Below are 4,052 nucleotides of genomic sequence, written 5' to 3'. Positions count from 1 at the left end.
TCAATACATTGTGGATTTTTTGCTTCCAAAGATTCTAGGTTACCTAATGAAACTATTTTTTTATATCCTTTTCCATAACCAGCAGAAGTAGCAACAAAAACATAATAGCTTTGATTATTTCTACTTCCATTTTTTGTTTTCATAATATATAAAGATTTACTCATAACACCTAAATTATATCATAAATGGTATATAATGTATAGATAAAAATATTTTTTTCTATATTACTTAAGTAATATAGGACATTAAAAAAGTTGCTAAATTAATTAGCAACTCGGAAACTCAGGAAAATAAAGGACAAAAGCCTTTATTTTTGTTTATTCTTTAAAAATTTATTAATTTTATTAATAATATTATCAACTGTGAATCCCATATATTCATATACAATTTGCCCGTCATCTGAATAGCCATAATCAGTTGCAAAGTGGCCATCAACTTTATTATATTTGGATAACTTATATCACAAAGGGTCATTGCTTGCTTCAATTATAAATATAGGTTTTTTATTAAGCATAAGCTTTTTAGCAAGTTTATCATTATTAATTAAGTTTTGCAAAATAGGAACTGAGATAACATTAGAAACAACACCATTATTTTTTAATTCTAATGATACTTTGTGTGCTAATTCAACTTCCGAACCAGTTGCTAGAATTGATATATCAAAGTCTTTATTTTTATCAATAAAATACGCAGGAGAAATTTCACCTTTTGGATGTTTATTAAATGTCTTCAAATTTTGCCTGCTTGCAATTATTGCTATTTGATATTCATTTTGATTATAGGCAAAATTAAGCGCTTTATATAATTCATATTTATCACAAGGACGAATTGCTAGCAAATTAGGTATCGATCTAAGCATTGTTAATTGTTCAATCGGCTGGTGTGTTTTTCCGTCGCCGCCAACTTGATATGAATCGTGGCTATAAATATGGACTGCTGGTAATTTCATTTGCGAGCCTAATCTTAATGTTGCTTTGGCATAATCCGCAAATACTAAAAAAGTTGCATCAATTGTTTTTAAACCATCATATAAATTAATTCCATTATTGATAGCACTCATAGCGAATTCTCTTACACCATAGCTGATTTTTTGACCGCCATTGTAGAAATAGTCTAAGAACTGAATCTTGGTTGAAGAACCTAAATCAGCTGAGCCACCTATTAAAAATGGGTAGTAGTTTTCAACGATTTCACAAAAAGTATTTAAATAGTCTCTAATTGCTAAATTGTCCTGTTTTAAAGCAATTTTAGAAAAATCATAATTAGTTTTATTATTAATAGTTTCATTAAATAAAGAATGGATTCAAGGAAAATCCTTTTTATGATTAGCAAGACTTGCAACTCAGTTATCATAGTCTATTTTTTTCTTATTTCATAATTGTGCACAGTAAGTATAAACATCTTCATCATAGTTAAAAGGTTCCATATTTTCTAATCCTAAATTTTTTTTAAATTGAAGGGTTTGTTCAGTTGTTAAAGTACCAGAATGACCCTTAGGGCTATTTTCAAAAGGAGTGTGTGGAGCAATGGTATTATGGACCATGATATATGTTGGTTTATCAGAATTTTTAGCCTCATCAATAGCTTTTTCAATTAAATTAATTGTAGGTTCTTGCACTTCAATTGTATTAAAATTAAGTGCCTTGAAATAAGCTATAAAATCAATATTATTAGTTATGTTAGTTGGTGAGTCCAATTGTATTTTATTAAAGTCATGAATAAGAATGAACTTGTTTAATTTTAAAGTTCCTGCTAATTGCAATGCTTCAAGAGCCACACCTTCTTGAAGACACCCATCGCCAGATATAACATAAGTGTAATTATCAATAATTTTATAGTTTCCTTTATTTATTTTTATTGACATTTTTTTCTCAGCTATTGCCATACCAACTCCCATAGCAATGCCTTGTCCTAGTGGGCCAGTAGAAGCATCAACAAAATCAAAGGCATCAATTTCAGGATGCGAAGGTGTTTTTGAATTCATTTTTTTATGATTTTTTATATCTTCAATTGATAACAAATTCATAAAATGCATCATTGAATAAAAAGACATTGAAGCATGCCCTGCTGAAAGAATTAGTCTATCCCTTGATATTCATTTTGGATCATCTTTATAAAATTTTAATTTTTTACCAATTAAGGCAAACATAATCGGACACATATCAATAGCAGATCCTATATGTCCACCATTAGCCTTGTTAATAGCATCAACAGATAATCCCTGCATCGATGCAACTACTTTTTGTTCTATATTCATTGTAAAAACTCCTAATTATTGCGAATATATTAGTTATTGTATAAATTATATGTTATTAAATATATGATTAATTTCGCTTGAATGAATATTTTCATTTCATATTTATTTTCATAAACATTTATATAAATTTATATACATATAAAATTTATTTATATTTTTTATATAAAAATAAGGAAACCTTAAAATGATGAAAAAATTTAAAAAAACAACCCTCTTTTTAATCAGCAGCTCACTAATTACACCTGCTCTTTTAGTCACTCCTTTGGTATCTACATCATGTAATAAAAAGGACGAAACAAAAACAGATGCTGAGAAAGACAAATTAATTAAAGAGTCAAAGGAACTTGCTATTAAAGCAGAAAAAATAATTAGCGAAAAATTCAATGAACCTGAAAAAAATCAAACAAAAGAAAATATTTTATATTTAGTTGAACAAACTAAAAAGTTTGCTTTATTAGATGATGACGAATGAATTAAAGAAGTTATTAATAGATTAAAAAACTTTATTGAAAACAATAATCAAAGCTCTCCTTCTAAGCCCACTCCTAACCCTGAATCTCCTGCCCAACCAAAGCCATCTAATCCATCAACTAATACAAACAAATTACCTGCAGGCTCATATTATGAAAATAATGATTACTATAAGGAATTAGTAGGTTTAAGCGGGCAAGAACTATTTAAAGGTTTAATTAAATTACAATCTAAATATGTAAATGGAATTGGCACATATGATGCACTGCATAACATTTATAGAAGTGCTTTCAAAGATCTATATTATGAAAAAGATAATAGTGTGCTTGACATTTATTCTGAAAACCCTAATGGCAAAGATCCATACAATTTTAAATTCGGAGATACACATGGAGGTGGAGGTAAAGGTAAAGAAGGCCGTTTATATAACCGTGAACATCTAATTGCTCAGTCATGATTCAACAAAGAAGATACCCCAAGAAATGATGCTCATCATGTTTGACCAACCGATGCTTTTGTTAATCAAAAACGTGGAAATTATCCTCATTTAACAGTTTCAAATCCATCTTTTGTATCAAAAAACGGAACAAAAGTAGATGGATCTTATTGTGAACCTATTGATGCGTTTAAAGGTGATATTGCTAGAGCATATTTTTACTTTGCTATTACACATGCAACAACATATCAAATGTCACGTTATGGATTGCAGGTTTTTGGATATGAAAATAATGTTCCATTCAAAAACAAATATTCTGATGTATATAAAAAATGATCATTAAATGACACTATTGATGCCTTTGATATAATCAGAAATAATGCTATTGCAAATGAACAAGGTGGTCTTAGAAATCCATTTTGTGATTATCCAGAGTTAGTAGATTTGATTATGAATTCAAATGGCAAAAGCTTTGTTAATAATGGAATTTTAAAAATTAATCTATAGTATTTTTTATTCTTCATTAACACATTTTATCTGTTTTATAGGTGTATTTGGCAAGAAAAACACCTATTTTTTTAATTATGGAAACAAGTTTTAAATTTTTCATAAAAAGCCACTATTATGTATAAATAATATAATTTGAATAGACATATTTGCTATGTATATGATATGTCTTTCGAAAGGTTATATGAAGATTAAGAAATTTTTAATATTATCGAGTTGTATTGCAATAACCAGTGTAGCAACACTAGTTTCATCAAGTTGTAAGGATAATGATAAACCTAAAAAAGATGAATTGGAAACATTGCTATCTAAGGTAGAAATCGATATTAAAGAAAAGGCTAACATTGATCCTTCAGCAATAACTTTAACCAATATTAAAGA

The 4,052-nt window shown here is 28.1% G+C and carries 3 protein-coding genes; 2 read left to right on the top strand and 1 reads right to left on the bottom strand.

Annotated features, from left to right (window positions below):
• Positions 1-307: 307 nt before the first annotated feature.
• Entirely contained in the window at positions 308-2,257 is a 1,950-nt protein-coding gene (locus T386_RS0104045) for a transketolase-like TK C-terminal-containing protein (RefSeq protein ID WP_029513843.1), read from the bottom strand.
• A 187-nt stretch (positions 2,258-2,444) separates the two neighbouring features.
• Between T386_RS0104045 and T386_RS0104040 the strand changes: the two genes are divergently transcribed.
• Positions 2,445-3,671, top strand: coding sequence for an endonuclease (locus tag T386_RS0104040; RefSeq protein WP_235732242.1), 1,227 nt, complete (start codon positions 2,445-2,447; stop codon positions 3,669-3,671).
• 184 nt (positions 3,672-3,855) lie between these two features.
• Positions 3,856-4,052: hypothetical protein (locus tag T386_RS04405; RefSeq protein ID WP_036460128.1), on the top strand; the 197-nt coding region annotated here is incomplete at its 3' end.

This window comes from Mycoplasmopsis primatum ATCC 25948 (assembly GCF_000702785.1).
Lineage (GTDB): Bacteria > Bacillota_I > Bacilli_A > Mycoplasmatales > Metamycoplasmataceae > Mycoplasmopsis > Mycoplasmopsis primatum.
Note: the sequence above shows the minus strand (reverse complement) of the source record. Positions and strands in the feature narration are given on the sequence as shown.